The sequence below is a fragment of the Cellulomonas iranensis NBRC 101100 = JCM 18110 genome (assembly GCF_001552375.1).
GTDB lineage: Bacteria > Actinomycetota > Actinomycetes > Actinomycetales > Cellulomonadaceae > Cellulomonas > Cellulomonas iranensis.
The window spans coordinates 1-21185 of sequence record NZ_BCRB01000069.1; the positions used below are offsets into that span (position 1 = coordinate 1).

At 76.6% G+C, this 21185-nt stretch carries 21 protein-coding genes and 1 pseudogene; 12 read left to right on the forward strand and 10 right to left on the reverse strand.

What is annotated here, in order from left to right; genetic code table 11:
* Both CS2_RS13515 and CS2_RS13520 read left to right on the forward strand, forming a co-directional pair.
* On the forward strand, positions 1 to 992 hold a 992-nt coding region (locus tag CS2_RS13515; RefSeq protein ID WP_233421189.1), incomplete at its 5' end, for a sensor histidine kinase.
* Positions 989 to 1666, forward strand: coding sequence for a response regulator (locus CS2_RS13520; RefSeq protein ID WP_070320382.1), 678 nt, complete (start codon positions 989 to 991; stop codon positions 1664 to 1666). The genes CS2_RS13515 and CS2_RS13520, both read left to right, overlap by 4 nt.
* Before the next feature lie 10 nt (positions 1667 to 1676).
* Here CS2_RS13520 and CS2_RS13525 read toward each other — a convergent pair whose 3' ends face one another.
* Positions 1677 to 2666, reverse strand: coding sequence for a bile acid:sodium symporter family protein (locus CS2_RS13525; protein ID WP_046529421.1), 990 nt, complete (start codon positions 2664 to 2666; stop codon positions 1677 to 1679).
* A 274-nt stretch (positions 2667 to 2940) separates the two neighbouring features.
* Between CS2_RS13525 and CS2_RS13530 the strand changes: the two genes are divergently transcribed.
* The 3 genes from CS2_RS13530 (at position 2941) to CS2_RS13540 (ending at position 5911) form a co-directional block, all read left to right on the forward strand.
* Entirely contained in the window at positions 2941 to 3570 is a 630-nt protein-coding gene (locus CS2_RS13530; RefSeq protein WP_070320383.1) for a phosphatase PAP2 family protein, read from the forward strand.
* Between the two features lie 415 nt (positions 3571 to 3985).
* Positions 3986 to 4924: an SDR family oxidoreductase gene (locus CS2_RS13535; RefSeq protein ID WP_156442138.1), complete on the forward strand. Its 939-nt coding sequence runs from the start codon at positions 3986 to 3988 to the stop codon at positions 4922 to 4924.
* Positions 4925 to 5065: 141 nt separating this feature from the next.
* Positions 5066 to 5911, forward strand: a complete 846-nt coding sequence (locus CS2_RS13540) for a helix-turn-helix transcriptional regulator (protein WP_070320384.1) — start codon at positions 5066 to 5068, stop codon at positions 5909 to 5911.
* A gap of 130 nt (positions 5912 to 6041) precedes the next feature.
* Here the strand turns inward: CS2_RS13540 and CS2_RS13545 are convergent, their stop codons facing one another.
* Positions 6042 to 7103, reverse strand: a complete 1062-nt coding sequence (locus CS2_RS13545; protein ID WP_070320385.1) for a helix-turn-helix transcriptional regulator — start codon at positions 7101 to 7103, stop codon at positions 6042 to 6044.
* Positions 7104 to 7208: 105 nt separating this feature from the next.
* Between CS2_RS13545 and CS2_RS13550 the strand changes: the two genes are divergently transcribed.
* On the forward strand, positions 7209 to 7631 hold the full coding sequence (locus CS2_RS13550) for a VOC family protein (protein ID WP_070320386.1): 423 nt from the start codon (positions 7209 to 7211) through the stop codon (positions 7629 to 7631).
* Positions 7632 to 7765: 134 nt separating this feature from the next.
* Here CS2_RS13550 and CS2_RS13555 read toward each other — a convergent pair whose 3' ends face one another.
* On the reverse strand, positions 7766 to 8206 hold the full coding sequence (locus tag CS2_RS13555) for a hypothetical protein (RefSeq protein ID WP_134851425.1): 441 nt from the start codon (positions 8204 to 8206) through the stop codon (positions 7766 to 7768).
* Positions 8207 to 8409: 203 nt separating this feature from the next.
* Here CS2_RS13555 and CS2_RS13560 point away from each other — a divergent pair, with 203 nt between their 5' ends.
* Positions 8410 to 8844 (forward strand): pyridoxamine 5'-phosphate oxidase family protein, encoded by a 435-nt coding sequence (locus tag CS2_RS13560; protein WP_070320388.1) that lies wholly within the window; start codon positions 8410 to 8412, stop codon positions 8842 to 8844.
* 100 nt (positions 8845 to 8944) lie between these two features.
* Positions 8945 to 10129 carry a Fic family protein gene (locus CS2_RS13565; RefSeq protein WP_070320389.1) on the forward strand — a complete coding sequence of 395 codons (1185 nt, stop codon included), beginning with the start codon at positions 8945 to 8947 and terminating at the stop codon, positions 10127 to 10129.
* Positions 10130 to 10240: 111 nt separating this feature from the next.
* Here CS2_RS13565 and CS2_RS13570 read toward each other — a convergent pair whose 3' ends face one another.
* From CS2_RS13570 to CS2_RS13595, 6 genes are all read right to left on the reverse strand, one after another.
* Positions 10241 to 11209 carry a siderophore-interacting protein gene (locus CS2_RS13570; protein WP_370876009.1) on the reverse strand — a complete coding sequence of 323 codons (969 nt, stop codon included), beginning with the start codon at positions 11207 to 11209 and terminating at the stop codon, positions 10241 to 10243.
* Between the two features lie 49 nt (positions 11210 to 11258).
* Positions 11259 to 12539, reverse strand: coding sequence for an LCP family protein (locus CS2_RS13575; protein ID WP_082740228.1), 1281 nt, complete (start codon positions 12537 to 12539; stop codon positions 11259 to 11261).
* 150 nt (positions 12540 to 12689) lie between these two features.
* Positions 12690 to 14039: a M56 family metallopeptidase gene (locus CS2_RS13580; protein WP_156442139.1), complete on the reverse strand. Its 1350-nt coding sequence runs from the start codon at positions 14037 to 14039 to the stop codon at positions 12690 to 12692.
* Positions 14036 to 14419, reverse strand: coding sequence for a BlaI/MecI/CopY family transcriptional regulator (locus CS2_RS13585; RefSeq protein ID WP_070320391.1), 384 nt, complete (start codon positions 14417 to 14419; stop codon positions 14036 to 14038). The genes CS2_RS13580 and CS2_RS13585 overlap by 4 nt, the downstream gene beginning before the upstream one ends.
* Positions 14420 to 14529: 110 nt before the next feature.
* Positions 14530 to 15681, reverse strand: coding sequence for a VIT1/CCC1 transporter family protein (locus CS2_RS13590; protein WP_070320392.1), 1152 nt, complete (start codon positions 15679 to 15681; stop codon positions 14530 to 14532).
* A gap of 208 nt (positions 15682 to 15889) precedes the next feature.
* Complete coding sequence (locus CS2_RS13595; RefSeq protein ID WP_070320393.1) at positions 15890 to 16531, reverse strand: maleylpyruvate isomerase family mycothiol-dependent enzyme; 642 nt, start codon at positions 16529 to 16531, stop codon at positions 15890 to 15892.
* A gap of 190 nt (positions 16532 to 16721) precedes the next feature.
* Between CS2_RS13595 and CS2_RS19570 the strand changes: the two are divergent.
* Positions 16722 to 16883, forward strand: a pseudogene (locus CS2_RS19570) (winged helix-turn-helix transcriptional regulator); the annotation flags it as partial.
* A 142-nt stretch (positions 16884 to 17025) separates the two neighbouring features.
* On the forward strand, positions 17026 to 18387 hold the full coding sequence (locus CS2_RS13600) for a DUF8696 domain-containing protein (RefSeq protein WP_070320394.1): 1362 nt from the start codon (positions 17026 to 17028) through the stop codon (positions 18385 to 18387).
* 21 nt (positions 18388 to 18408) lie between these two features.
* On the opposite strand, the gene CS2_RS19435 is transcribed toward CS2_RS13600, so the two are convergent.
* On the reverse strand, positions 18409 to 19212 hold the full coding sequence (locus CS2_RS19435; RefSeq protein WP_070320395.1) for a TetR/AcrR family transcriptional regulator: 804 nt from the start codon (positions 19210 to 19212) through the stop codon (positions 18409 to 18411).
* Positions 19213 to 19312: 100 nt separating this feature from the next.
* On the opposite strand from CS2_RS19435, the gene CS2_RS13610 reads away from it, so the two are divergent.
* Positions 19313 to 20272: an ABC transporter ATP-binding protein gene (locus tag CS2_RS13610; protein WP_070320396.1), complete on the forward strand. Its 960-nt coding sequence runs from the start codon at positions 19313 to 19315 to the stop codon at positions 20270 to 20272.
* Complete coding sequence (locus CS2_RS13615; RefSeq protein ID WP_046529463.1) at positions 20269 to 21045, forward strand: ABC transporter permease; 777 nt, start codon at positions 20269 to 20271, stop codon at positions 21043 to 21045. The genes CS2_RS13610 and CS2_RS13615 overlap by 4 nt, the downstream gene beginning before the upstream one ends.
* Positions 21046 to 21185: the final 140 nt, after the last annotated feature.

Sequence of the window (21185 nt, forward strand, 5' to 3'; positions counted from 1 at the left end):
GGGTCGTGGCGCAGCGCCGGGCGGCCCCCGCCGCGCCGTGGGTGGACGTCGCGACCGCGCACGCACCCGCGGCCGGGGCGGCACCGGGTGCGGCTCTCGACGCGGCACCGGGCGCGGGGCCCGGCGCGGTTCCCCACGACGGGCCCGACGACGGCCCCACCGAGGTCCCCGTGACCGACGCGCTGCGGCTCGTGCTCACCGGCCGCACGCCGCCGCCGCACGAGGTGCGGCTCGCGCGCGCCGTCGGCCTGCAGGTCGAGGCCGTGCTCGAGCGCGACGCGCTGCGCGTCGAGGCCGGCACGGCACGCGCCGAGCGCGAGCGCGGGGCCATGCGCACCGCGCTGCTCGCGGCCGTGTCGCACGACCTGCGCACGCCGCTCGCCGCGATCAAGGCGTCGGTCTCGGCGCTGCGCTCGCTCGGCGACGCGATCCCCGCCGACGAGCGCACGGCGCTGCTGGGCGACGCCGAGCACAACGCCGACCGGCTGCAGCACCTCGTCGACGACCTGCTCGACATGAGCCGCCTCGACGCGGGCGTGGTCGTGCCGCGCCGCGCGCCCGTCGCGCTCGACGAGGTCGTGCCCGCGGCCCTGGCGGGCGTCCCCGAGGGCGCGGTCGACGTCGACGTCCCCGAGGACCTGCCGCTCGTCACGGTGGACGCCGCGCTGCTCGAGCGTGCGCTCGCCAACGTCGTCGAGAACGCCGTGCGCTACGGCGGCGCGCCGGTGCGCGTGAGCGCGGGGCAGGTCGACGACGTCGTCGTCGTGCGCGTCGTCGACCACGGCCCGGGCGTGCCCGACGACCGCAAGGCCGCGATGTTCACGGCGTTCCAGCGCCTCGACGACGCACCCCGCGGGCACGGGCTCGGCCTGGGCCTCGCGGTGGCGCGCGGGTTCGTCACGGCCGACGGCGGCACGCTCGACGCCGAGGACACGCCCGGCGGCGGCCTCACCATGGTCCTGACGATCCCGCTGGACGGAGGTGGCGCATGACCCGTGTGCTCGTCGTCGAGGACGACCCGGCGCTGGCCCGTGCGCTGGGCGTGAGCCTGCGCGTGCACGGGTACGACGTGCACGCCGTCGCGACCGGCGCGGCCGCGCTCGACCTGCTCGCGGGCGACCCGCCCGACCTCGTGCTGCTCGACCTGGGCCTGCCGGACGTCGACGGGCTCGACGTGCTGCGCGCGCTGCGCGTGTGGTCCTCGACGCCCGTCGTCGTGCTGTCGGCGCGCCAGACGTCGGACGACAAGGTCGAGGCGCTCGACGCGGGCGCCGACGACTACGTGACCAAGCCGTTCGCGATGGACGAGCTCATGGCGCGGCTGCGGGCCGCCGTGCGTCGCGCAGTGCCGCAGGCCGGACGCCCGCAGGTGCGGACCGCGGCGTTCACGGTCGACCTCGCGGCGCGGCGCGTGCAGCGCCCCGACGGCACCGACGTGCAGGTCACGCCCACCGAGTGGCACCTGCTGGAGATCCTCGCGCGGAACGTCGGCCGCGTGGTCGACCGCGCCGACCTGCTGCGCGAGCTGCGGGGCCCGTACCTCGACACGGAGAGCCACTACCTGCGCGTGTACGTCGCGCAGCTGCGCCGCAAGCTCGAGCCCGACCCCGCGCACCCGCGGCACCTGCTCACCGAACCCGCGCGGGGGTACCGGCTGGCGCCGTGACGCGGCCGCCTCAGGGGCGCGCGGGCTCCGGCTCGGGGTCGGTGCGCGCGAGGCGCCGCGCGAGCATCGCGCACACCACGATCTGCAGCTGGTGGAACACGATCACCGGCAGCGCGACGCTCGCCGCGACCGCGGGCGCGAACAGCACGGCCGCCATCGGCAGCCCCGTCGCGGCGGACTTCTTGGAGCCGCACATGAGCAGCGCGATCCGGTCGCCGCGGTCGAGGCCCAGCAGGCCGCCGCCGCGCCACGTGATCGTCAGCATCGCCGCGAGCACCACCGCGCACACCACGAGCAGCACCACGAGCGCACCGGCCGTGAGGTGGTCCCACGCGCCCGACGTCTGCGCCTCGCTCACGGCCGTGAACACGACCAGCAGGATCGTCGTGCGGTCGGTGGTGCGCGTGATCTTGCCGTGCCCGCGCAGCCACGCGCCGATCCACGGCTGCGCGACCTGCCCCGCGACGAACGGCAGCAGCAGCTGCAGCAGGATCCCGGTGATCGCGCCGCTGTCGATGCCGGCACCCGTCGCTCCCATGAGCACGGCCACGAGGACGGGCGTGATGACGACGCCGAGCACGTTGGAGATCGTCGCGCCCGTGATCGCGCCCGCGACGTTGCCGCGCGCGACCGACGTCAGCAGCACCGAGGACTGCACGGTCGACGGCAGCAGCGCCAGGTACAGCACGCCGCGGCGCAGGTCGGGGTCGAGCACCGCGTCCGGCAGCAGCTGCACGAGCAGCCCCAGCACCGGGAACAGCACGTACGTCGCCGCGAGCATCGAGCCCTGCAGGCGGAACCGCTTGAGCCCGTCGACGACCTCGCGCGTGGGCATGCGCGCGCCGTACAGGAAGAACAGCACGACGATCGCGACCGTGCGCACGACGTCGAGCACCTCGCCGACGGCCTCCGGCACAGGCACCAGCAGCCCGAGCACGAGGACGCCGACGATCATCGCCGTCAGCGGGTCGAGCCACCGGAGCCAGGCGGGCGCCTTCATGCGGCGCGAGGGGGACGGCGGGTGCGGGGGCGGGACGTCACGTCGCCATCCTCGCGCACGTGGGACGAACTCTGGGCGGGCGTCCACGTCGTGTCGGGTCGGCCGGGTCGGGGGCGGCGCCCGCGCCGCGGCCGGGGCGTCCCTCACCACCGACGCGGGCACCCGCTCGGACCCCGGTCCGAGGCGCGGCCCCACCACGGGGGGACGCCCGCGACGGGACGGACCACCCCCGGGGCGACGCGACGCCGCAGGTCAGGCACCTACCGTCGCCCGCATGACCGCACTCGCCCGCCGCACGCTGGCCCCGTTCGCGACCCTCTCCGCCGCCGTCGCGGTGCTGCTGCTCCTGCCGTTCCCGGGCAGCCTGAGCCCGACGCTGTACCGCGCGGTCGCGTCGGTGACGGCGGGCGTGCCGGGGGTCGACCTGGTGTCGCTGGGCGCGCTCGGGCTGCTGGCCGCGGGGGTCGCGCTGGCCGTGGGGCACGCGTGGCGCGCGCACCGCGACCGGCTCCCCGTGACGCTCGCGGCGGCGACCGGCGTGCCCGTCGCGTACGGCACGAGCGAGGGGCTCAAGCTCGTGCTCACGCAGGAGCGTCCGTGCACGCGGTGGTCGTACGCGGCGCACTGCCCGCCGCCCGGGGACTGGTCGCTGCCGTCCAACCACGCGACCGTCGCGTTCGCGGCCGTCGTCGTGCTCGTGGTCGCGACGCGCGCCGCGTGGGTCGCGTGGTCGGCCGTCGCGCTCGCGGCGGTCGCCGCGGCGGGCCGTGTCATGGAGGGCGTGCACTACCCGCACGACGTCGCGCTGGGCGCCGTCGTCGGCGTGGGCGTCACCGCGCTCGTGGCGTGGGCGGCGGCGGTCGTCGTGCGTCGCCACCGCGGCGGGACCCCCGCCACCGCCTGACGCCGCGGGCCACCGGACACGGACCACGGACCGGGTGTGCGGCGTTCCGGCCGCCGGGCAGCCGCAACGCCGCACACGCACGTCCGCTCGAGGGCCTCGCCGGCACGCCGCGCCGGCAGAGCGCCCGGCCCGCGGAGCCCACCCCGGTCGCGAGAGCGCGATCCAGTCACCCCCAACCCCCGGTCGCGAGAGCGCGATCCAGTCACCCCCAACCCCCGGTCGCGAGAGTGCGATCCAGTCGCCCACAACCCCAGGTCGCGAGAGCGCGATCCAGTCACCTCACCCACGACGCCCAGGTCGCGGGAGGCAGGGACCCGCGGTCCCCGGACGCACGCGCCCTGCCGCCGCGCCGCCCGGGCGCCGAGCATGGAGCGGTCGCACCACCCGGTGCGGCCACCCACCGCCGGAGGTCACCGTGCCCCTGCTCGCCGCATCCGACGTCCCCGACCTCACCGGGCGGCTCGCCGTCGTCACGGGCGCCAGCGACGGCATCGGCGTGCACGTCGCCGGGCACCTCGCGCGCGCCGGCGCCGACGTCGTACTCCCGGTGCGCGACCTCGCCAAGGGCCGTGCCGCCGCCGACCGGCTGCGCGCCGAGGTGCCGCACGCGCGCCTCGACGTGCGGCACGCCGACCTCGCGGACCTCGCCTCCGTCGCCGCGTTCGCCGGGACGCTGCTGGCCGACGGCCGTCCGGTCGACGTGCTGGTCAACAACGCGGGCGTCATGGAGCCGCCGACACGGCGCACGACCGCCGACGGGTTCGAGCTGCAGCTCGGCGTCAACCACCTCGCGCACGTCGCGCTCACGTCGCACCTGCTGCCGCTGCTCGCCGCCGCGCGCGGCCGCGTGACGACACAGGTCAGCATCGCCGTCGCGCGGGCCGCCGTGCACTGGGACGACCTGGGCTGGGAGCACGGCTACCACCCGGGCCGCGCGTACGGCTCGTCGAAGCTCGCGCTGGGGCTGTTCGCGGCCGAGCTGCAGCGCCGCAGCGCGGCCGGCGGGTGGGGCGTCACGAGCACGCTGTCGCACCCCGGCGTCTCCCCCACGAACCTGCTCGCGGCGCAGCCCGGCCTGGGGCGAGATCGCGAGCGGCTCGGGCGGCGCGTCATCGCGGGGCTGTCGCGGCGGGGCTGGGTGGTCGGGACGGTCGCGTCGGCCGCGCTGCCCGCGGTCCTCGCGGCGACGGCCCCCGACGCGCGCGGCGGGCACCTGTACGGACCGCGCGGGTTCCAGCACCTCGGCGGTCCGCCCGCCGAGCAGCCGCTGTACCGGCCGCTCACCGACCGCGACGACGCGCGCCGCGTCTGGGACGTCTCCCACCGCCTCACCGGAACACCGCCCACCCCCTGACCCAGGTCGCGAGAGCGCGATCCAGTCACCCCGACCACCCCACCCCAGGTCGCGAGAGCGCGGTCCAGTCACCCCCGAGCGACGGCAGAGGGGGATCGCCGATCCCTTCCCGCCGCTTCGCCGACCCCGCACCATGGAGGGATGGACCGCGTGGAGCTCGCCGACTTCCTGCGTCGCCGCCGTGAGGCGCTGCAGCCCGAGGACGTCGGCCTGCCCCGCGGCCCGCGCCGCCGCACCGCGGGGCTGCGCCGCGAGGAGGTCGCCGCGCTCAGCGACATGTCCGTCGACTACTACGGACGTCTGGAGCAGTCGCGCGGCCCGCAGCCGTCGCCGCAGATGCTCGGGGCGATCGCCCGCGGGCTGCGCCTCACGCTCGCCGAGCGTGACCACCTGTTCCACCTCGCCGGTCAGAACGCGCCCGCGCGAGCGGGCGGCGGGGACCACGTGTCCCCCGGGACGATGCGTGTGCTCGACCGGCTCGCCGACACGCCCGCCCAGGTCATGACGGCGCTGGGTGAGACGCTCGTGCAGACCGCCGCGGCACGCGCGCTCTTCGGCGACGAGACGCGGCACCAGGGCCTCATGCGCAGCGTCGTCTACCGGTGGTTCGTGGACCCGGCGGCCCGCGAGGTCTACCCGCACGCGGAGCACCCCGAGGTCGGCCGTGCGTTCGTCGCCGACCTGCGCGCGGCGCACGCCGCGCAGGGTCCGCGCTCGCGCGCGGCCGCGCTCGTCGACGCGCTGCTCGCGCGCAGCACCGAGTTCGCCGCGCTGTGGCAGGAGCACGAGGTGCGCTCGACGTCGTGGCGCGAGAAGCGCCTGTGGCACCCCGACCTCGGCGAGCTCGAGCTGCAGTGCCAGATCCTCCACGACCCCGACCAGGGGCAGGTGCTCCTGGTGCTCACCGCGACGCCCGGCACCGCCAGCCACGACAAGCTGCAGCTGCTCGCGGCGCTGGGGCCGCGGGGTGCCGTCGTCGTCGACTGACGTTCGCGTCGGGGCACGTGGCCGCGGGGCGCGCGACGGGCGCCGGGCCGGTCGGCGACGGCGCGCGGGGACCCGGACGGTCGCGACGGCGCGCGGGGACCCGGACGGTCGCAGCGGTGCGCGGTGCCTGTCAGGGCAGGTCGGCGGAGCGTCGTGCGGCGGTCGCGTACCGCGCGGCGAGCACCGCGCACGCGTCGGCCAGCGCACGCGGCGCGACGTCCTCGACGTCGGTGTCGAACCGGCCGAGCAGCGCCGCCAGCGCGACCCACGACCACGCGCCGAGCGTGACACGGCAGCGCCCGTCGCCGAGGTCCTCGACCGTCCCGTCGTCGACGAACGGCGCGACGGCGCGCGCGGGCGCACGCAGCACGGCCGTGCCGGTGCAGGGCCAGGCCGCGGCCTCGCGCGGGGCCGCGGGCGTGCGCCCCGGGGACGCCTCGGTCGGGCCGCCCGCGCCCGTGGTGTCCGGCGTCGTCCCCCGGAACCGGGCGGCGACGAACGCGCGCACGTCGCCGCCGGGCACCGGGCGGGGCGTGAACCTGGCGCCGGTGTGCGCGCGCAGCCGCAGCCGGTCGACGCGGAACAGGCGCCAGTCGTCGCGGTCGAGGTCCCACGCGACGAGGTACCAGCGGCCGCGGGTCGCCACCACGTGGTGCGGCTCGACGCGGCGCGGCGGGCCGGGCGGCGCGTCCGGGTCGGCGCCGGGCGCGTCGTGGTCGAACCGCACGACCTCGTGACGGCGGACGGCCGCGGTGAGCAACGTGAGCGCGTCGGTCGTCGACGGTGTCGGGGTCGCGTCGGGCAGCGGCACGAACCGCACGTCGTCGGCGCGTCGCCGCAGCCGCTCGGGCATGACGCGGCGGATCGTGGCGAGCGCGCGCTCGGCCGCGTCGTCGACGTCGGTGGCGAGCAGCGGCGCAGCCTGCAGCGCGACCGCGACGGCCGTGACCTGGTCGTCGTCGAGCAGCAGGGGCGGCAGCTCGGCGCCCGCGTCGAGCCGGTACCCGCCGTCGGTGCCGCGCGTCGCGTCGATCGCGTACCCGAGGTCCCGCAGCCGCTCGACGTCGCGGCGGACGGTCCGCGCGCTGACGTCGAGCCGCTCGGCGAGCAGCGGCCCGGGCCAGTCGCGGCGCGCCTGCAGCAGCGACAGCAGCCGCAGCAGCCGGGCGGTCGTCGCGGCGGGCGTCGTCATGCCCCCAACCTAGGCGGCCATGCGGACAGGACCTGACCGCAAGGCCTGCGAACGTGCCGCCGTCGGACGGACCGGCACCACACCCCCGCACCCCTGGGAGCACGCATGAGCCTCACGACCACGACCCACCTGAACTTCCGCGGCGACGCGCGCGCCGCGCTCGAGCTGTACCGCGACGCGTTCGGCGGCGAGCTGACCGTCGTCACGCACGCGCAGGCCGGCAGCGAGACCGAGCCGCACGAGGCCGACCAGGTCAGCTGGGGCCAGGTGGTCTCGCCCGCGGGCTTCCACGTCATGGCGTACGACGTGCCCTCGCGCCTGCCCTACGACCCGGGCACGATCCCGGTGTTCGTGTCGGTGCGCGGGACCGACGCCGACGAGCTGCACGGCCACTGGGACGCGCTCGCCGTGGGCGCCACGGTCGTCGTGCCGCTCGCGCCGTCCGCATGGTCGCCGCTGTACGGCATGCTCACCGACCGCTTCGGCGTGACGTGGGTGCTGGACCTCGAGGTCGCCTGGGCGGGCTGAGCCCGGTCGGTCGCGGGCGGGGCCGACCGGTCCCCGCCCGCGGTCGCGGGGCGGCTCGCGGTCGTCAGGCCGCCCGCCGTCGTCTGGCCGGCTGGTGGTCGTCGGGCCCGCTCGCGGTCGTCGGGCCGGGCGGGTCAGACGGCCGACAGCAGGGCCGCGCGCACGTCGGCGAGCGCGGTCGTCTGCGGAGCGAGGTCGGGCGGCGAGGCGTCCGCGGGCGCCGCCACGGTGGCTGCCAGGCCGTCGCGCAGCGCGTCGAGCCCGTCGTCGTACCGCGGGACGAGCGCGCTCACCGTGCGGTGCACGCCGCTGAGCCCCACGCCCGTGGCGACCTGCGGGGCGGGCACGCGTCCGGTGTCGATCGCGGCGATCGCGGCGTGCGGCGTGCCGACCAGCGCGAGCACGCGCTCGACGTGCGCCGACGCGTCGTGCGCGAACAGCCGCGCGGCGCGGTCGGCGGGCACCTTGAGCGCGAGGAACGCGGCGCCGGCTGCGAGCACGACGACGAGGATCGCGGCCGCTGCGACAACGATCGGCCGGCGGCCGGCCGACGCGGGGGCGGTCTCGAGGGTCACGGGGTCCTCCTGATGGACGGGGAGGACGACGACGGGCGTGCCGCTGGGCACCCCCGTCGTCCGCCCGGCCACGGGAGGGTACCCAGGGGGCCGTCCGCCGACGAAAACGCGTGCGCGCACGGCACGACCCGTGACCGCGCCGGAAGTCCGAGCGGCCCGGGCGCGTTGCGACCGACGTCGCACCACCGAGCCCGGGAGCCGCCATGAGCACCGACGACACGCCGTTCACCGACGCCGACCTGACCCTGCTGCGCCGCCCGCTGCACGGCTGGTTCACCACCGCCGACGGCGCGACGCCCCCGCAGCCGCGCCCGGTGTGGTTCGAGCTCGCCGACGACGGCACGATCCGGCTGTTCAGCGCCGCGGACGCCCTCAAGGTCCGTCGGCTGCGCCGCGACCCGCACGCGTCGCTCGTCGTCGCCGCGCCCGTCGAGGAGCGCGAGCACTGGGTGGCCGTCACGGGCCACGTCACGATCCACGACGACGACGCGGCCGCGCACGCGCTCGCCGCCCGCCTCGCCCCGCGCTACTGGGACATGACCGACCCCGTGCGCCAGGCCGACCTCGCCGCGCAGGCCGACGAGCGGCAGGTCCTGCTGGTGCTGCACCCGGAGAACGTGCGGCGGTACGCGTACTGAGCCGGAGCAGCCTCGACGAAGCGAGAACAACGGCATCCTTGTTATCGCTTAGAGCGGGATGCGAGAATAGCCACGTCCCTGCTCACGGTTCGGAGGTCGGATGAGCACGCACGTCGACCCTCGATCCGGCGTCCCCCCTCACGAGTCGGAGACCCTGCCGTGGGTCCCCGCCAGCGGACGACGCGCCGAGATCTCGACGTACGAGGCGAGCATCCCGCCGCTCATCGCCGACGTCGTCGTCGAGGTCGGCCGGGAGGCGCTGGAGTCGGCGCGCGCGGCGGCCGTGGAGGTGGGCGTCCTCGAGGCCACGTACGCCGACCAGGTCGCGACGCTCGAACCGTTCCTGCTGCGCACCGAGGCGATCGCCTCCTCCCGCATCGAGGAGGAGCTCACGACCGTCGACCAACTGGCCCGCGCGCAGTACGGCATCCGCGCACCCCGCAGCGCGCGCACCGTCAAGGGCGCGATCGACGGCCTGACGCTCCTGATCGACCGCGCGACGGACGGCATCGCGCTCGGCGACGTCCTCGCGGCGCACCGCCCCCTCATGGCCGACGACCCCGAGGAGAAGTGGGACGCAGGCCGGTTGCGATCCGTCCAGAACTGGATCGGCGGCTCGAACCGCTCACCGCGCGGGGCCCTGCACGTCCCGCCGACACCCGCGCGGGTCCCTGACCTGATGGCAGACCTGATCCGCTTCCTGCGCCGCACCGACCTCGACCCCGTGGTGCACGCGGCCGTCGCGCACGCGCAGTTCGAGTCGATCCACCCCTTCACCGACGGCAACGGGCGCGTCGGCCGCACCCTCGTCAACGCGCTGTGGCGCTACCGCGGCATGACGCGGCGCATGGCCGTGCCCGTCGCATCGGCGATCGTCGCCGAGCGCGACACGTACTTCCGCCTCGTCAACGACTACCGCACCGGCGAGGTCGAGCCGTTCGTCGCGTTCCTCGCCGACGCGACGACGCGCGCCGCGCGCGAGGCCGCCGTCTCCGCCGCGCGGCTCGCCGCCCTGCCCGCGCAGTGGCGCGAGACCGTGCGCGCACGGTCCGACAGCGCCGCCGTGGCGCTCCTCGACGTCCTGCCGCGACACCCGGTCGTCGACGCCTCCGACGTCGCACGGCTCACCGGCGTCTCGACCGCACGGGCCTACGCGGCGATCGAGCGACTCGAGGACGCGGGCGTGCTGCGACGCATCACGGAGTCGCGACGCGACATGGCGTGGGCCGCGGGTGACGTGCTGGACGAGGCCGACGTGATGGTGGACCGACTGCGGTTCGGGTGAGGCGGGCCGTCACACCGCCGGCCTCGGCACCTCGACCCAGCCCCACCCCAAGCACCGTGATGTCGAGGTACGTGGGTCGCCCCGTGCCATCGGGGTCGCGCAGCGCGCGACTCAGTTCGCCTCGCACTTCCCCTGCCGCCAGTACCCCATGAACGCGACGGCCTTGCGGTCGACGCCGCAGTCGCGCACGAGGTGACGGCGCAGCGTCTTGATGACACCGGCCTCGCCTGCGAGCCACGCGTAGAGGTTCGCCTCGGCGGTGAGCGCGGTGTGGGTCGCGTAGTCGACGGGCACTTCCCACAGCAGGCCCGCGTCGACGTCGACGTCCTCGAGCTCGAGGTCCGGGGCGGGGGCCTGACCGGGCAGCAGGCGCGCGCACGCGGCCTGCACGGCGGGCACCAGCAGGTCGCCGTGCTCGCGGCCGTCGCGACCCAACCAGTGCACGCGCACGCCCTCGGGCGCGCCGAGCTCGAGGCGGTCGTCGGACCACGGCATCTCGACGAGGACCTCGCCGACGGCGTCACGCGGGAGCCGCTCGACGATCCCCGCGATCGCGGGCAGCGCGGTCTCGTCGCCCGCGATGAGCAGGCGGTCGGTGCGCGCGGGCGGCACGAAGTCGACGCCGCCGTGCGGGCCCGCGTGGTCGGCGTTGGGGCCCATGACGACCAGCTCGTCGCCGACCTGCGCGGTCGACGCCCACCGCGACGCGGGACCGGAGTCGCCGTGCAGGACGACGTCGACGTCGAGCTCGCGCGGGTGGGGGCGCACGCCGCGCGCCGTGTACGTGCGCATCGGGTGACGCTGCTCGGCGGGCAGCGCGCGCCACGTGCCGTACCAGTCGCCCGTGCGGCCCAGGTCCATGAGGTCCGCGTACGACGCGCCCGCCATCGGCAGGAAGAACTTGATGCGCTGGTCGAACCCGTTGTCGGCGAACCGGTCGAGGTCGTCACCCGTGAAGGTCACGCGCAGCAGGCTCGGGCACAGGCGGCGCAGCGCGGCGACGCGCACGTGGAACATGCGGAACGGGGTCGCCGTGGGGGCAGTCGTCGCGACGGTCGTCGTCGTGGGCGGCTGGGTCACGCGCCCAGCATAAGGTGAGCCTCACCTCACAGCGCAACCCCCGACCGGGTCACGTCGCGCACACGCCCGGGAGCAGCGCGTCGGCGGGCGGCACGGCCGTCCCCGGCTGCCCGGACCCGCCGTCGGCACCCGCACCGGACCCGTCACCGGGTGGCGTGGTCGCCGCGGACCCGCCCGGCGTCTCGACGCCCCCTCCGGCGCCACCGCCGGTCGCGTCCGGCGACGCCGCGGGCGCCGCCGGGGCCAGCTCCGGGGGCGGCGCGTCCGACGCGAGCCGCTGCCAGATCTCGTCGGCGGCCGACGTCCAGACCACGCGGTTGGGGTCGCTCGGCGCCGCGGCCACGGGCACCTCGGTGAACACGACCCGCGACCGGTCCATGCCGCGCAACGAGGACGCGAACGCCGCGAGCCGCACCGGGTCGGCGAGCTGCGGGTCGGCGCTGAGCGACCCGAGCACGGCCCGCGCGACGCCGTAGAGCTCGTCGACGTCGCCCAGCAGGTCCTTGCCCAGCAGCTCGCGCACGGCCGACTGCACGAACGCCTGCTGACGCGCGATGCGCGTGAGGTCGGAGCCGAGCTCGAGCCCCATGCCCGTGCCGTGCCGGGCGCGCAGGAACCCGATGGCCTGCCGGCCGTCGAGCCGCTGCTCGCCCGCCGGCAGGTGCAGGTCGCCGTACCGGGGGCTCTCGTCGACCGGCTCGGGCAGGCACATGCGCACGCCACCGAGCGCGTCGACGACGTCGATCACGCCCGTCATGCGCACCACCACGTGGTGCGTGACCGTCACGCCCGTCAGCGCCTGCACGGCGTTGATCGTGCAGGCCGCGGCGTGGTCGACGTCCTGCTCGGGCCCGGCGCCGATCGAGAACGCCTCGTTGAACATCGTGGTGCGAGGCTTCGAGCGCCCACCGCCGGGCAGCGCGCACTCCGGCAGCTCGACGAGCGAGTCGCGCGGGATCGACACGACCTCGGCCCACGTCCGGTCGCCCGCGACGTGCACGAGCATCGTCGTGTCCGAGCGCATGCCCTCGGCCTCGCCCGCGAGCGCCACGTTCTCGGCGTCCCGCAGGTCGGTGCCCATGACGAGGACGTTCATCGCGTCGCCCGCGAACGGGTCGCCGGGGGCCGCGGTCGTGGCGTCGGCGCGCGGCGTCGCGAGGACCAGCCCGGAGACGTCGGACACGTCGATCTGCCCGCGCAGGTCGAGGTAGACGGCCGCGGCGCCCGACGCGAGGAGCGTCAGCACACCGGTGAGCACGAGCGCGGGCACGCGCGCGACGGACGGTCGCAGCGTGCGCGCGTGGCGGGGTCCGACGGGGTCCTGGGTCACACCGTCGACGGTAGGAGCGCTGGTCGGGGGCGTGCCGGGGGTCGTGGAGCGGGTCTGTGAAGGTCCCACGGAGAGGTCCTGGACGTCGGTGCCGCGCCGCTCCACGTCGGGGACGGCGCGGCGGGGACGGCGCGGCGGAGGCGGGCGGCGTCAGCTCGCGTCGAACGGGAAGTCCTGCGCCGCGACCTCGCGCAGGCGCCCGGCGGTGTCGGCGAGCACGTACACGTCGCCCTCGTCGTCCCACCAGGTCGACTGCGCGCCGTCGGCCCGCGCACCGACGAAGCCCCGGACGGCCTCGCCGCGGTAGCGCACGGTGCCGTGGTCGTCGACGGTCAGGTCGGCGCCGAGCCACGGCTGCAGCCCGAGGTCCACGCCGTCGCCGGGCACGAGCGACGTCGCGTTCTCGCTGGACCAGCCCGCAGGCGCGGGGACCGCCGGGTCGTCGACGAGCTCGCACGCGCGGGCGCCGTCCTCCTCGACGACGCTGCCGGGCACGCACCCGGGCGGGGTCGCGGCGCCGCCCGTGCCGGCCCACACCGGCACGCCGACGCCGACCACGAGCGCGGCCCCGAGCGCCAGCACCCCGATCCCGCGCCGTCGCGGTCGGTCCTCGAACAGGGTCGTGATGCGTCGTGCCACGTCGTGTCCTTCCGTGAGTGCGGGGACCAGCAGGCGCCCCGGGGCGGGCGCCGCCGGGTGCGCGTGGAGCAGGGCGCGCGCGTACCGCACGCGTCCCGCCCGGCCGAGGTGCGCCGTCGCGGCGGCGTCGCACGCGACCTCGGAGCTGCGGACGGCGGCGTCGACCGCGCGCCGGACCACCGGGTTCCACCAGTGCACGGCGCGGACGAGCACGAGCGCGACGCGCTGCGCGGGGTCGCGCCGGCGCAGGTGCGCGACCTCGTGCCGCAGCACGAGGGGCGTGTCGGTGTCGATCACGGGCAGCACGACGCGCGGCGAGCGCAGCCCGAGCACGACGGGCGCGGGGACGGGTGCGACGACGACGCGCGGGGTCGGTCCGCCGACGTCCGCGCCGAGCAGGTCGCGCACGAGCGCCGGGTCGACCTCGACGCCCCAGCGCGCGACGTGGGTCCGCATCGCGTGACGGGCGACGACGGCGCGGACCAGCGCGACGACGGCGCCCGCGGCCCACGCGAGGCCGAGGGCCGTGAGGGCGGCGCGCGCGGCGCCCGCCGTGCCGAGGCGGTCGAGCAGCGTGCCGGCGCCGGGCACCGCCCACCCGACGCCGGGCAGACCCGGACCCGACGGCGCGAAGGCGGTGGGCGGCGCGCCGGTCGGGACCGTGGCGGTCGGATCGAGCGGGAACGCGGTCGCGGGCACGTGCCGCGCCGGGCGGAACGGCACGAGCCACGCGACCGCGAGCGCGAACCAGGCACCCGCGAGCACGGTCGGCCGCAGCCGTGCGGACCAGCGTCGGTCGGCGAGCAGGGCGGCGGCGGTGACCGCGGTCATGGCGGCGAGCCAGACGGCGAACGCGGTCACGGCCGGTCCGTGCTGCGCTCGCGCGCGTCGAGCCACGCCTCGAGCTCGCGCCGCTCGGCGTCGTCGACGGGGCGGTCGGCGGCGAAGCTCGCGAGGAGGCTGCGCAGGCTGCCGCGGTGGAACCGTTCCATGAAGCGGCCGGTCTCGAACGCGAGGTACTCGTCGCGGCCGACCTCGGCGACGTAGTGCAGGTCGCGGCCGGTGCGCGTCGAGCGCACGAAGCCCTTGGCCTGGAGGCGCCCGAGCAGGGTCGCGACGGTCTGGATCTTCCACCCGCGCTCGGCGGGCACCGACTCGACCACCGCGCGCGTGGTGAGCGGTCCGGTGGCGGACCACAGGACGTCCATGACGTCGAGCTCGGCGTCGGGCAGGCGTCGCACGGCGGTCTCCTTTCGACAACTGTCGTCAACGTACTACAGGTGTCGTAAAGAGAGGCGGCGTACGCCCGCCCGTCGCGCCGTGCACGCCGCGAGCCCGGCGCGCGGACCCGTCAGAGCGCCGACGTGCCGAACACGAGCCCCAGCGCGTACGTGGCCGCCGCGGCCCCGAACCCGATCGCGAGCTGCCGCAGCGCACGCTTGAGCGGCGACGCCCCCGACAGCAGCCCCACCACGGACCCCGTCCCCAGCAGCGCGACGCCGACCAGCCCGGCCGACCACAGCACGGCCGTGAACCCCTCGGCCCCCAGCAGGTAGGGCACCACGGGGATCAGCGCACCGGACGCGAAGAAGCAGAAGCTCGCGATCGCGGCGCCCCACGCGGTGCCGATCGACTCGTGCTCGTCCCGCTCGGGGGCGGGCACGACGGCCTCGTCCGGTGCGAGCGTGGGCGCGTCGGCACCACCGGGCAGCGTCGTCGACGTGCGCAGCAGCGACCCCGTCACGGCGCGCTGCGCCTCCCAGTGCGCGAGCGACGCCAGCACGACGTCGGCGCGCGCCTGCGCCTCGTCGGCCGCCATGCCGCGCGCACGGTAGACCAGCGACAGCTCGTTCGCGTCGACGTCGAGGTGCGTGAGCGCGGCCGCCGCGTCGGCGTCGGGGCGCGAGGCCTCCAGCAGCTCGCGCTGCGACCGGACCGACACGTACTCCCCCGCACCCATCGACAGCGCACCCGCGAGCAGCCCCGCGAGGCCCGTCAGCAGCACGGTGCCGGTCGAGACGCCGCTCGCCCCGATGCCCAGCACGAGCGCGAGGTTCGACACCAGGCCGTCGTTCGCACCGAACACCGCGGCACGGAACGTGCCGGAGATCTGCTGCCGCCCCCGGATCGCGAGGCCGCGCACGACCTCCTCGTGGATCTGCTCGTCGGCCGCCATGCGGGGCGTCGCCTCGGCGTCCGAGCCGTACGTCGAGCGCGCCTCGGCGCGCTGCGCGAGCGCGAGCACGAACACCGAGCCGAACCGCCGGGCCAGCCACCCGAGCGCGCGCGTGCGCCACGCACCGCGCGCGGGCGGGCCCACCTGGTCGCCCAGCAGCTCGAGCCAGTGCGCCTCGTGACGGCGCTCGGCCTCCGCGAGCGCGAGCAGGATCTCGCGCTCCTCACCGTCGCGACGGCTCGCGAGGTCGCGGTAGACGGCGGCCTCGGCGCGCTCGTCGGCGAGGTTGCGGCGCCACCGGCGCAGCTGGGAACGGGACGCGGGCACGGCTACTCCAGGGCAGGACGGGGGGTGTCCCGCCGACGTTAGGCGAGCGCGCGCGGTTGCGAGGGCGTGCGACGACGCGCGTGGCACACCCGTCACGAGGGGTTTCGGGCGGCCGAAGACGCGTGGTCCGGACGGCTCGAGCGATGTGGCGACCCAACGCGGTGCTGTGCGGGACCAGCTGCGAGCGCCGGCCGAGGGTCGGCCGGCGTCAGCCGCCGATCCGCCCGGCCAGCGTCCCGACGCCGTCACCGGTGAGCCGCGGCAGCACCGCGGCTCGCCCCGCGAGCGCCAGCACGAGGTCGAGCGTCGCGCCCTCGACGCCGAGACCCGCACCCGAGACGAAGCCGCTGTCCGTCGCGACGAGCAGCAGGCCACGCGCGCGGGTCCGGGAGTCGACCGCGAAGTCCTTGCGCACGTAGCCCTCGGCGACGGCGAGCACGGCGTCGGGGTCGGGCGCCGTCGCGATCCCGAGCGGCTCGCGGACGTCGGCGGCGTGCACGACGACCTCGCCGAGCCACGCCCACAGGTCGCCCGTGGGGGCCACGCGTGCGTCGACGACCGCGCGGAAGGCCGCGAGCGTGTCCGCCGGGGTGGGGCCACGGTGCTCGGCGAGGCGCCGCGCGTTGTGCACGTCGGGGCGGAACCGCGCTCCGGCGATGCTGCGCAGCCACGCCCAGCGCCCGGTGGTCGCGGCGGCGGTGAGGTGGGCGACGACGTCCTCGACGGTCCAGTCCGCGCACAGGGTCGGGTGAGCCCACTGCGCGTCGGTGAGGCCCGTGAGGTCGTCGGCCAGGCGGGTGCGCTCGGCGTGGATCGCGGCCCAGAGCCGCTCGGGGGTGTGCAGGGTCATCGCGGGCTCCTCGGGCGGTGGGACCGGACCGGCCGGGCGCCGACGATCGCTACGGTAACCGTAGCGGATGATCCGGCAGTCGTAGTAGGGGGCGTACGCTGGGGTCGTGGCAGGACGACGGACGTACGGCTCCTACAACGACGGGTGCGCGGCCGCGCACGCGCTCGACGTCGTGGGCGACCGGTGGACGATGATCGTCGTCCGCGAGCTGCTGCTCGGGCCCAAGCGGTTCACGCAGCTGCAGCGCGACGTCGTCGGCATCGGCCCCTCGGTCCTCGCGCAGCGTCTGCACGAGCTCGAGCAGCACGGCGTCCTCGCGCGCGAGCACCTGCCCGCGCCCGCCGACGTCGACGTCTACGCGCTGACGGCCTGGGGCCAGCGGCTCGAGGCCGTCAACACCGCACTCTCGCAGCGCCGCCGCGACGCTCGAGGTCCGGTACGCCCCCGCCTTCGCGACGCAGCCGCAGGACGCGACGGGCCTCGCGGGCGACGTCGTGACGTTCACGGCCGCCGCGACGGGCAACCCGGCACCGGACGTCCGCTGGCAGACGTCCACCGACGGCACGGCCTGGGCGGACGTCCCCGACGCGACCGGCCCGTCGTACGCGCGGACCCTCACCGACGCCGACCACGGACTGCTCGTGCGCGCCGTGGCGGGCAACGCGCTCGCGACCGTCGGGTCGGACCCCGCCACGGTGGCCGTCGACGCGCCGCCCGTCGTGGTGACGCCGCCCGCCGACGTGACGGTCGATGCGGATGCGGACGCGACCTTCACCGTCGCCGTCGCCGGGCGTCCCGCGCCCGCCGTCACGTGGCAGTCCTCGAGCGACGGCACGACGTGGGACGACGTCGCCGGCGCGACCGGCACGACGCTCGTCGTCCCCGGTGACCCCCCCGCCGACGGCACCCGCTACCGGGCCGTGGCGACCTCCTCGCGCGGGTCGGTGACCAGCACCGACGCGGCGCTGCGCGTGCTCGTCGCCCCCACGGTCAGCGACCCGCTCGACGTCGCGACGGCGCCCGGTGCGCAGGTCGCGTTCACGGTCGAGGTGACGGGCCGCCCGGTGCCGGACGTGACGTGGGAGGCGACGTCCGACGGCACGACGTGGGCGGCCGTCGGCACCGGCACGACGCTGCGCCTCACCCCGACGCTCGCCGACGACGGCCTGCGCGTGCGGGCCGTCGCCACCGCGACGCTCGTCGCGGGACCGGTGTCGGTGACGAGCGCCGAGGCCGAGCTCGTCGTCGCGGCGGCACCCGAGGTCGTCGACGGCCCGGGCCCCGTGACGCGGCTGACCACCGGCGTGCCGGCGACGCTCGCGTGGACGGTGCTGGGCGCCGACGCGACCGCGACGTGGGACGTGTCCCGCGACGGCGGGGCGACGTGGCAGCCGGTGCCGCTCGCGTGGGCCACGTCGGCCCGCCCGGCGGGAGGGGCGGCGGCGCGCGCGGCGGGCCCGGCGGTCCGCACCGAGCACGTGCTGACGCTCACGCCGTCGGTCGCCGACGAGGGCGCGCTCGTGCGGCTCACCGTGTCCACCGTGGGCGGGACGGCGACCGCGAGCACCGTGCTCGACGTGGTCGGCGTCGACACGCCGGGCGGCGGCACGCCGGGCGGCGGCACTCCGGGTGGCGGCTCGCCGGGTGGTGGCACGCCTGGCACCGGCGCGCCGGGGACGGGAGCCGGCACGGCACCCGCCGGAGCCGGACCGGGGACCGCGGGCACGACGCCGACGGCGTCCGGCCTGCCGCGCACGGGGCTCGCGCCGCTCCCGCTCCTCGCGCTCGCGGCGCTCGTCGCGTCCGTCGGGGTGGCCGGGGTCGCGGCCGCGACGCGGCGTCGTCGGACCACGTGACGGCGTCGACGGCCCCCGCGCTCAGCCCTCGAGGAGCCGCGCGATGACGCGCGCGCCGGCCGCGGGGCCCGCGTAGGGCTCGCCGAGCAGGCGGACCCCGAACGGGGCGACGTTGAGGACGGCGACCACGCCGAGCGTCGTGTCGCGGTCGTGCTCGGTGACGCCGGGGACCACGTCGTGGCCCGCGCGGGCCTCGCGTGCGCGGCGCACGTCGGCGACGTGGGACGCGAGCGCGTCGAACGCGCGCGCGTAGACGACCTCGAGCTCCTCGGACGTGCCGGGGTGGCGCATCACGTACGCGAGCAGCTCGATCGACAGGAGCAGGCGCGGGTCCTGGGCGCTCGCGGCGAGCGCGGCCTCGAGGGCGGCGACGTCGACGCCGTCGGTCGTGACGCCGGGCAGCCGGTGCTCCCCGGCGCTCTCGGCGTCGAGCACCGACCTCGCGACCGCGAGGAACAGGTCGCGCTTGGACCCGAAGTGCGCGTAGACGGCTCCCTTGGTGTACCCGGCCTCGGTCGCGACGTCGTCGACGGAGGCGCCCTCGAAGCCCTTGGCGGAGAAGACCCGCGCGGCCGCGTCGAGGAGGTCGGCACGCGTGCGGTCGACCTTGCTGCGGCGGCGCGCCTCGCCCTTGCCGGACTTCTTGTCCATCGACTCCGAGACGTCCGCGAGCTCGAGCGCGGCCTCGCGCAGCCCCTGCGCGATGACCTCGCCGACCTCGGGGAGGTGCTGGCGGGCCTGCGTGCCGAGCGCGCGCGTGAGCTGCGCGGCGGCGTCGGCGAGGGCGCGGGAGGCCGCCTTGAGGGTGTCCCGGTCGTCGGCCATGGGACCAGGATACGCAACCCGCATACCAATGGGTTGATACCGATGAGTATTTGTGCGTACCGTGCGGCACGTACTCATCGGTATGTGACTGGAGGCGGGGATGGACGCAACGGACGTGCTGACCGTCCGCGGGCTGCGCAAGCGGTACCGCGGACGACGCGGCGTGCAGGCCAACGACGGCATCGACCTCGACGTGGCCGCGGGCCAGGTCGTCGGGCTGCTCGGCCACAACGGCGCGGGCAAGACCACGCTCGTGCACCAGGTCGTCGGCCTCGTCCGGCCCGACGCCGGCACCATCACCGTGCAGGGCGTCGACGCCGTCGCACACCCCGCCCGCGCCCGCCGGCTCGTGTCCATCCAGGCGCAGGCCAACGTGCCCATCAGCGGCCTCACGCCGCGGCGTGCCATCGAGCTCGTGGGCCGCATCCGCGGCGCCGCGCCCGACGACATCCGCCGCCGCACCACCGACCTGCTCGACGCGCTCGACCTCGGCCCCTGGGCCGACACACCGTCCGAGAAGGTCTCCGGCGGCATCGCCCGCCTCACCGCGTTCGCCATGACCGCCGTCGTGCCCGGCACGCTCGTCGTGCTCGACGAGCCCACCAACGACGTCGACCCCGTGCGCCGCCGCCTGCTCTGGCAGCAGATCCGCGGCCTCGCCGACTCCGGGCACGGCGTCCTGCTCGTCACGCACAACGTGCGCGAGGCCGAGCGCGTCGTCGACCACCTCGCGATCCTCGACGCCGGCACGGTCATCGCCGCCGACACCCCCGCCGGGCTCACGTCACGCCTCAGCGGCGCGCTCACGCTCGAGGTCGACACCGTCCCCGGCGAGCCCGTGCGCTGGCACGCCGCCGCCCGCGACGTCACCGCCGGGCACCTGCGCGCGACCGCCGCCGTGCCCGCCGACGCAGCCGCCGAGGTCGTCCGCTGGGCGCAGGACGAGGTCGAGGCCGGGCGCCTCGAGCGCTACGCCCTCACCCCCGCGTCCCTCGAGGACGTGTACGTGCAGCTCGTCGGCGAGCCCGCCGACGCCACCTCGGAGGTGCCCGCCGCATGACCACGCTCACCGCGTCCCCGGCGACCACGTCGTCGCGCCTCGACGCCGTCCGGCAGACCCTGCTGCTCGTGCAGTGGCAGCTCCGCCGGCAGTCGCAGTACCTGCCGCTCATGGTCGTCGTGCAGGTGTTCATGGCCGTCACGACCGTCGTCGGCTACGGCCTGCTCGTCGGCGACCCCGACCCCGCGACGGCGCTGTTCCTCGCGACCGGCGCCCCGACCATCACGCTCATCACCGTCGGCATCGTCATGACGCCGCAGATGGTGTCGCAGGCCCGCACCGAGGGCTCGCTGGACTGGATGCGCACGCTGCCCGTGCCGCGCACCGCGTTCCTCGTGTCCGACCTGCTGGTGTGGACCCTCATCGCGCTGCCCGGCATGGCGCTCGGCATCCTCGCGGGCGTCCTGCGCTTCGACATCCACCTGTCGATCGCCCCGTGGTTCCTGCCCGCGACCGTGCTGGTCTCGCTCACGTCGGCGGCCGTCGGCTACGGCATGGCGACCGTGCTGCCGCCGCAGCTCGCCAACCTGCTCACGCAGGCGCTCGTGTTCATCGTGCTGCTGTTCTCGCCCGTCTCCTACCCCGCCGAGCGCATGCCCGCGTGGCTGCAGAGCGCGCACGAGTGGCTGCCGATCGAGCCCATGGCGCAGCTCGTGCGCGCGGGCCTCGCGCAGGACACGTTCAGCATGCCCACGCGCTCGCTCGTCGTGCTGCTCGCGTGGGGCGTCGGGTCGGTCGCGGCCGCGTCGGTCGCGCTGCGCCGCCGCGCCTGACCCGCCGCTCCCGCGACGGAGCGAGAGAGCCGCCCGCGAGCGGCACGCCCGCGGACGCCCAGCACCCCCACCCGCCCCTCCGACGTCGACGGACAGCGGTACGGCTCGACGGACACGGGCGTGCTCGTGTCCGTCGAGCC

Coding starts and splice junctions, on each gene's coding strand:
- CS2_RS13615 (WP_046529463.1), top strand. CDS start 20,269: ATGACCACGCTCACCGCGTCCCCGGCGACCACGTCGTCGCGCCTCGAC.
- CS2_RS13560 (WP_070320388.1), top strand. CDS start 8,410: ATGAGCACCGACGACACGCCGTTCACCGACGCCGACCTGACCCTGCTG.
- CS2_RS13610 (WP_070320396.1), top strand. CDS start 19,313: ATGGACGCAACGGACGTGCTGACCGTCCGCGGGCTGCGCAAGCGGTAC.
- CS2_RS19435 (WP_070320395.1), bottom strand. CDS start 19,212: ATGGCCGACGACCGGGACACCCTCAAGGCGGCCTCCCGCGCCCTCGCC.
- CS2_RS13565 (WP_070320389.1), top strand. CDS start 8,945: ATGAGCACGCACGTCGACCCTCGATCCGGCGTCCCCCCTCACGAGTCG.
- CS2_RS13595 (WP_070320393.1), bottom strand. CDS start 16,531: ATGACCCTGCACACCCCCGAGCGGCTCTGGGCCGCGATCCACGCCGAG.
- CS2_RS13530 (WP_070320383.1), top strand. CDS start 2,941: ATGACCGCACTCGCCCGCCGCACGCTGGCCCCGTTCGCGACCCTCTCC.
- CS2_RS13525 (WP_046529421.1), bottom strand. CDS start 2,666: ATGAAGGCGCCCGCCTGGCTCCGGTGGCTCGACCCGCTGACGGCGATG.
- CS2_RS13520 (WP_070320382.1), top strand. CDS start 989: ATGACCCGTGTGCTCGTCGTCGAGGACGACCCGGCGCTGGCCCGTGCG.
- CS2_RS13540 (WP_070320384.1), top strand. CDS start 5,066: ATGGACCGCGTGGAGCTCGCCGACTTCCTGCGTCGCCGCCGTGAGGCG.
- CS2_RS13545 (WP_070320385.1), bottom strand. CDS start 7,103: ATGACGACGCCCGCCGCGACGACCGCCCGGCTGCTGCGGCTGCTGTCG.
- CS2_RS13550 (WP_070320386.1), top strand. CDS start 7,209: ATGAGCCTCACGACCACGACCCACCTGAACTTCCGCGGCGACGCGCGC.